Consider the following 6798-nt stretch of genomic DNA (forward strand, 5'->3'; position numbering starts at 1 on the left):
AAGAAAAGGAAATGCTTTATTTGTTGCTTTTAGTTTCTTTATATTAAATGGTATATTTACATTAATATTTAAATTTTTACCTATTGAATATACTGGATTAGGATTTACTTTAGCTTCATTTATTTCTTTCATGATTGCATCATATATATTAAAAAAGATTCTAAAAGAAATAACCTATACTACCTTTGCTCTTCAACCGATTTATATAGCTGAAGAGAAAGGTATTTTCGTATCAATTTCTAAATTTTTTAATGCTTATCTATTTAAAAAGGACATGCAAAAACAAAACTATAAAAAGGCCACTAAAAAGTAATTTTATTTATTTTCTAGATATATAGCGGGTTTAATATCTAACAATTTTGTTTTATTTAAACAATCCAACCCTTTTAAATATATAATACCTTTATCAAAATCAATATCAACTATTGGTAATATTGCAACCCCAATTGGATTTGGTCTATGAGGTGATCTTTTAGCAAATAGTCCTAAATCTTTATTATGAGAATGAGGACATTTTTTTATTGAGTTTGATTCAATAGTCGAATCCTCTTTATCTCCTAAAAAATATAAAACCATTATTTTTTGATCTATTTTTAATCCTCTAATTTCTGTTTTTAAATCATCATTAATAAAAAGTTTACATAAAGGTCCATTAAAACTAATATTTTTAGGACATTCTGCTAATGAGTTATATGGAGTTTCTATATAACCAATAAAATTATAATTCTGTGACATTTTTTCTCCAATATTATGTTAAATAATAAGTTAATAATTCTTACATATGAAAGTTAACAATAGGTAACAAAAATGTCAACAAAATTTTGCTATAAATTTTTATTTTTCTCAATTAAATAAAGCATTTTTTTAAATCGAAAATATTATATAAGAGTAACTTATTTCTCTAAAAGTACAGTAAAGTCAAATTTATAAGGAATTTTATACTTAGCTTTTACTTCAGCTCTTAAAGTATTGTTAACTTCTATTTTTCTATCTTTGGCTAATTTAAGAGTTAAATATTCATAATATAAATAAGGAAAAGGATTTTCCCCTTCTCTAATATTTGCAATTTCTCTATTAAACAAACAGAATTCTAAATTATCTAAATCATTAAATTTTGCACTTATAAAAGCTAAATCAAGCAATAAATTATCAGATATTGCTAGAAGGTTATTATCGACTTTATATAGGATTTCTTTTGCCTTACTAAGTTCATTGTTTTTTAATAAAATATTCGAATACTCTTCAAGAATATATAAATAATTTTTAGTATTTTTATTTGATAAAGCTTTTTCATACCATTTATAGCAAGTTTTAAAATCATTTTTTATTTTATAGATAAAAGCAATATTTCGACAAACTAAGCTATTTGAATTAACTTTTTCTAATGCAATAAATTCTTTAAGAGCTTTATCATAATTTAATTTTTCACATTCAATACAAGCATTTAAGTATTTAATAAAATTTGTATTATTGTTTTCTAATAATTTTTGATACGAGAGTGCAGGATAATCAAATTCAAGATTTTCATAATCTAAATCTAATGAATTATTATTCAATAAACTTAAAAGTATCTTTTGCTCATTTTTAATTGTATCGGCATCAAATTTAAAAGCTGCTGGCAATTGTAAGTTTTTGATTGTTTTATCTAAATAACCAAAACCAGATCCTTTATGTAATATCCTATCTGGTTTAATTTGTGAATACAATTCAAATTTTTCATTAAATTCATTGATATCATTATTTCTTACAACTTTTTTTACTTGTTCTTTTATGTAATCAAAAGCTAAATCATAATCTTCATCTTGAGCTATTTGTGAATCAACTGATATTCCACAGAAAGCTTGGGCAAAAGAAAAGCTAGATAAACCAGGTAATATCTCACCATGTAATTGGCTTGGAGCAACTCCAGCTTGAGCCTCAAAATATTCGCCAGTTGTTGAAGGTGATAAAAAACTTTCCCAATGCTTACCGCCTTGTTGCTCTCCCCAACAGAACATTTTTCTATAACCTAATTCATTAGTAGAAAAATCTAAAAAAACATCGCCATTTTCTTCAACTGTAACTTCATATGGTAACTCATTTTTATTACATGCAAAGAAATACTCATTACTATAAGGGAATCTTTTTGGATAGGATATATCTAAATTTGGTAACTTATCAACAAATGGTAATGAAATATAATCATAACCTTTTTTATTATCTTTTAAGAAAGGATTTAAAAATAATGCATTTTTTGTATTAGAAAAAACTCTAGTAGAATCAGTTTTTCTTAATGCAACATTAGTCCAACAGTATAGAGAAGTATCTTTTTGATTTAAATTATAAATCTTTACTTTTATATATAGAATTTTACTATTTTTAGGAAGATGAAAATCAATATGCCAATAAATTTCATGCATTCTTTCAAATTCATATATTCTTAAAAAATCATTACCTTCTAAATCTTTCTGCACTGACACAAAAACATCATCACTAGTGGTTAAAGCATGCCCATATTGACCTATATTCCATTCGATACCACCAGAAAACCAAGCATCCCTTATAGCCAAATTCCCCATTTGAATATTTTCATTTGCAAATAAAAGTTCTCTATTTTTTTCTTTATCAAATAAAGAAATAAGTCTTCCCCCTAAAGTTGGTAAAAAAGTTGCTTTCAAAAAATCATTCTCTAAAATTATAGATTTTAATTCTGTTTGATTACATTTTCTATCATATCTATCTTGTTTCTTATACGGATAAACTCTTTTCCCGCATTCATATCCTAATAATCTAGAAAATTCTTTTGGAACTGTTTCTGAATTAATAACTTCAAAATTCGTTTTACTATCTCTAAATATTGGTAATGGATTTTCACCTTTAACCAATGAAGCTTTACACTTATATTTTGATAAATACACACTCATTTTATAAAACCTATTGATTCCTTTTGTTTTTATAGTTATAGTAGTCGAGGTTTGTATATCTGTATATGTTTTAAAAGATATATTATTTGCACAATAGAACATTACTTATTATATGTTCTTCTATTAAAAAACTAGTAAAATCCCTTATAAATCCTTAAAAAACCCCTATTTTATTATTTTGTCCAAATTATTTACGGAATCGTATAAATACAAATTTGAACTTTGGACTAAATACTTTAAATAGGAATAATCACCACAAGGAGGGATTATATGAAAAAAATTAAAACATTTTTTGTATTGATTTTAATTGTTGCTTTTGCATCCCCTATTTTTGCAAACGGAAATTCAGAAAAGAATGATTCAGAGAAAGTTGTTTATTGGTCAATGTGGAACGAAGCTGAACCACAGGCTCTTGTAATAGCTGATGCTGTTGAAGCTTTTACTGAAGAAACTGGTATCGAAGTTGAAGTAGTATTTAATGGTAGAGAAATTAGAAAAACATTACAACCTGCTTTAGATGCTGGAGAAACTATTGATATGTTTGATGAAGACATTGAAAGAGTTGGGAATACTTGGAAAAATTATCTTTTAGATGTTGAAGATTATGCTAATCAAGTATATCCAACTACTAATAACAAACCTTTCAAAACTCAAATTAACCAAACTCTTGTAAATCTTGTTACAGAAATCGGAGGCGGTTCTTTACATGAAATTCCTTATCAACCATCTTTATTTGTAGTAATGTATAACAAAGATTTATTTAATCAAGCCGGCATTACTTCAACTCCAAAAACTATCGATGAATTTGAAGATGCTTGTGCTAAACTAAAAAGCATTGGTGTTGCTGGAATTACTGTAGATGATGCTTATATGGCAGCTTTCTTTGGCTATAATATGAGTCGTATTATTGGATTAGACGAAACTTTGAAAATGGTTAAAGACAATGATTTCTCAAATCCTGGTGTTTTAAGATTTGCTCAAATTTGGTCAGATTTTGCTAAGAAAGGATATATCAGTAGAAAAGCAGCTTCAAATATTTATCCTGCAGGACAAATAGAAGAAATGGCTACTGGTAAAGTTGCAATGTACTTAAATGGTACTTGGTTACCTAATGAAATTAAAGGTAATGCTCCTAACATGAATTGGGGTGCTTTTGCTTTCCCTGCAATTGATCCAGCTGGCACAGGAATTAATGCAAACAATTATGGTGCACAATGTTTCGGTATTAATAAGAACTCAAAAGTTTCTTCTGAAGCTTTCCAATTAATCGTTTGGTTAACTACTGGCGAATGGGATGAAAAACTAGCTGAAGGATCTCTTGGAGTACCAATGGCTAATTCTAGCCAATGGCCTATTCAATTAGCTGAAGCAAAACAAGTATTAGATTCAACAACTGTACGTATGCCTTGGGCAGTTGGAATGGAAGATAATCCACAAATCAACGCTAAAATAAAAGAAAATTTTGCTAAGTTAATTCTTAATCAAATTACACCACAAGAATTCTATGATAATATGAATAAATAGTTGGTCAAATTTAGTCCCACAAATTGTGGGACTAATAATTTATTTTAAGAATTAGAGGACAAAATGAAAAAAAATCGTACAATGATTATATTGTTTTTAACACCAGCATTGTTGTGTTATCTAATAGTATTTTTGTATCCCTCTATTAGAACAATTATAATGAGTTTCTTTGCAGTAGAAGGTGTTACAGATTCTATCTCTACATGGAAATTCAATGGGATTCAAAATTACGTAAATATTTTTAATACACCTTTATTTATACAATCTATGGTAAATATTGGCCGTATTTGGTTTTTTGGCGGAATTCTAGTTATGATATTTGCATTATTTTTTGCAGTATCTCTTACATCTGGAATGAAAAATATGAAATTCTTTAGATCAGTTATTTATTTACCAAATGTCGTATCTGCAGTAGCTATGGGTACAATGTGGATTAACTATGTTTATAACTCTGACTATGGATTATTACATAACTTTTTCAAATTATTACATTTAGAAAAAGCTTCACAAATTTTGTGGACTGGTCCTGGCATACTTTTTTGGGCTATGATGATTGCTTATTGTTTTGGTATGGTTGGATATCATATGTTAATTTTTATTAGTGGAATTGATCAAATACCAAAAGATTATCATGAAGCAGCTGTAATTGAAGGCGCAAATGTTTTTCAAAGATTTACAAAAATAACTCTACCCTTTTTAAAAGGTTGTATTAGAACTAATTTAGTTATGTGGACAGTTTTCACTGTTGGATTCTTTATTTGGGGACAATTATTCAGTCCAGTTAATTTATCGAATGCTACAGTAGCCCCAATGAACTATATGTATGAATTGGTATTCGGAGCTTCATCAACTGCCCTTACAGTCCGCGATAGTGGTGCTGGAGCAGCAATTGGTGTAACAATGATGGTAATCGTTTTAATTGTATTTGGCTTAACAAATCTAATAATTAAAAATGATGATACGGAATTTTAGGAGAAAACTATGTCAAAAAAACTTAGTATTGATAGAAAAAATCAAATGAAATTAATCCCTTCCTATATCATTATTATAGCCTGGGTACTATTTACCTTTATAACAATTGGTTGGGTATTTTTTGCTTCCCTTTCGACATCTAGCGAAATATTTAGTGATCATATGTTTTCTTTTCAATCTGGATTCCATTTTGAAAATTATGTAAAAGCTTGGCAAACACAAAAGGTTTCTATCTTTTTCATGAATTCATTAATGTACACCGTTATTAGCTGTACTGCAATTGTTCTAATTGCATCTCCTGCGGCATATGTTTTATCAAGATTTAAATTTAAAGGTAATGCATTGTCACAGAACTTATTCGCATCAGCATTAGGTATTCCAGCAATAATGATTATTATGCCTTTATTCAGCATTGTTAGTTATTTAAAATTAACGAACAATAGATGGATGTTAATGTTTTTATATATTTCAATGAATGTTCCTTTTACCCTATTCTTTTTACTTTCATTCTTTAGAACGTTATCATCAACATATGAAGAAGCAGCATATATAGATGGGTGTTCTCCTATGGGAACTTATTGGAGAATTATGTTTCCATTAGTTCAACCAGGTATTATTACAGTAACTATATTTAACTTTATTACAATTTGGAATGAATATTTTATGTCATTAATTTTTGCTAATAAAACAAAGGTAAGACCAGTTGCTGTTGGATTGTACAATATGATTCAATCTATGAGATACACAGGTGACTGGGGAGGAATGTTTGCTTCAGTAGTTATTGTATTTTTACCAACTTTTATACTTTACTTATTCTTATCAGATAGAATTATTCAAAGTGTAACAGCAGGTGCAATTAAAGGTTAATATAATAAAATAATTATTAAGAGTTGTTAAAAAAGTCAGAATAATTGACTTAATAACAACTCTTTTTTTTCTCTATCAAAACCTTCTTTTTTTAACTTTTTTGTAAATATTTCTTTAATCACTTAATTATATTCTAAAAAAAACAATACGATTCTATTATTTTTTTTATATAAAATCAAACTTATTGCATATGTTGTTTACTTACTACATGTTTTATTACTATTTAATTCGTTATATTATAAGTAGTTATATATTTTTTGTATTTTTTTGTAATATTTTTTATAATAATTGTTGACATAAGTTACAAGATATTATATAGTAAAACCATAAAGAAACTAAATAACAAAAATAATTAAAAGGAAAACAAAATTATGAAAAAATTATTAACTATCTTAGCAGCAGCTTTAATCGTATCAGCTCCAGTATTCGCAAGTATATCTTTCTCAGGTAAAACAGCAGACGTTCAATTAAAAACAAATATTGAAGAAACTCCTGTTTCTTATGAATTAGCTTATGACGGTGATGTTATTGA

At 27.2% G+C, this 6798-nt stretch carries 6 protein-coding genes; 4 read left to right on the forward strand and 2 right to left on the reverse strand.

The window, feature by feature from the left end; translation table 11 throughout:
• Nucleotides 1-313 (forward strand): exopolysaccharide Pel transporter PelG (pelG, locus tag ACPKM0_RS00110; protein ID WP_472472765.1); only part of this gene is annotated, 313 nt, incomplete at its 5' end.
• A 2-nt stretch (nt 314-315) separates the two neighbouring features.
• On the opposite strand, the gene ACPKM0_RS00115 is transcribed toward pelG, so the two are convergent.
• Together ACPKM0_RS00115 and ACPKM0_RS00120 are read right to left on the reverse strand one after the other, a co-directional pair.
• Nucleotides 316-735: a TrmO family methyltransferase domain-containing protein gene (locus tag ACPKM0_RS00115; protein WP_472472766.1), complete on the reverse strand. Its 420-nt coding sequence runs from the start codon at nt 733-735 to the stop codon at nt 316-318.
• A 158-nt stretch (nt 736-893) separates the two neighbouring features.
• Nucleotides 894-2903 carry a DUF5107 domain-containing protein gene (locus ACPKM0_RS00120; protein ID WP_472472767.1) on the reverse strand — a complete coding sequence of 670 codons (2010 nt, stop codon included), beginning with the start codon at nt 2901-2903 and terminating at the stop codon, nt 894-896.
• Nucleotides 2904-3173: 270 nt separating this feature from the next.
• Between ACPKM0_RS00120 and ACPKM0_RS00125 the strand changes: the two genes are divergently transcribed.
• From ACPKM0_RS00125 to ACPKM0_RS00135, 3 genes are all read left to right on the forward strand, one after another.
• Entirely contained in the window at nt 3174-4427 is a 1254-nt protein-coding gene (locus tag ACPKM0_RS00125; RefSeq protein WP_472472768.1) for an ABC transporter substrate-binding protein, read from the forward strand.
• Between the two features lie 63 nt (nt 4428-4490).
• Complete coding sequence (locus ACPKM0_RS00130) at nt 4491-5399, forward strand: carbohydrate ABC transporter permease (protein WP_464634848.1); 909 nt, start codon at nt 4491-4493, stop codon at nt 5397-5399.
• A 9-nt stretch (nt 5400-5408) separates the two neighbouring features.
• On the forward strand, nt 5409-6266 hold the full coding sequence (locus tag ACPKM0_RS00135) for a carbohydrate ABC transporter permease (RefSeq protein WP_472472769.1): 858 nt from the start codon (nt 5409-5411) through the stop codon (nt 6264-6266).
• Nucleotides 6267-6798 lie beyond the last annotated feature (532 nt).

The sequence above is a fragment of the Pleomorphochaeta sp. genome, from assembly GCF_050031695.1.
Taxonomy (GTDB): domain Bacteria; phylum Spirochaetota; class Spirochaetia; order Sphaerochaetales; family Sphaerochaetaceae; genus Pleomorphochaeta.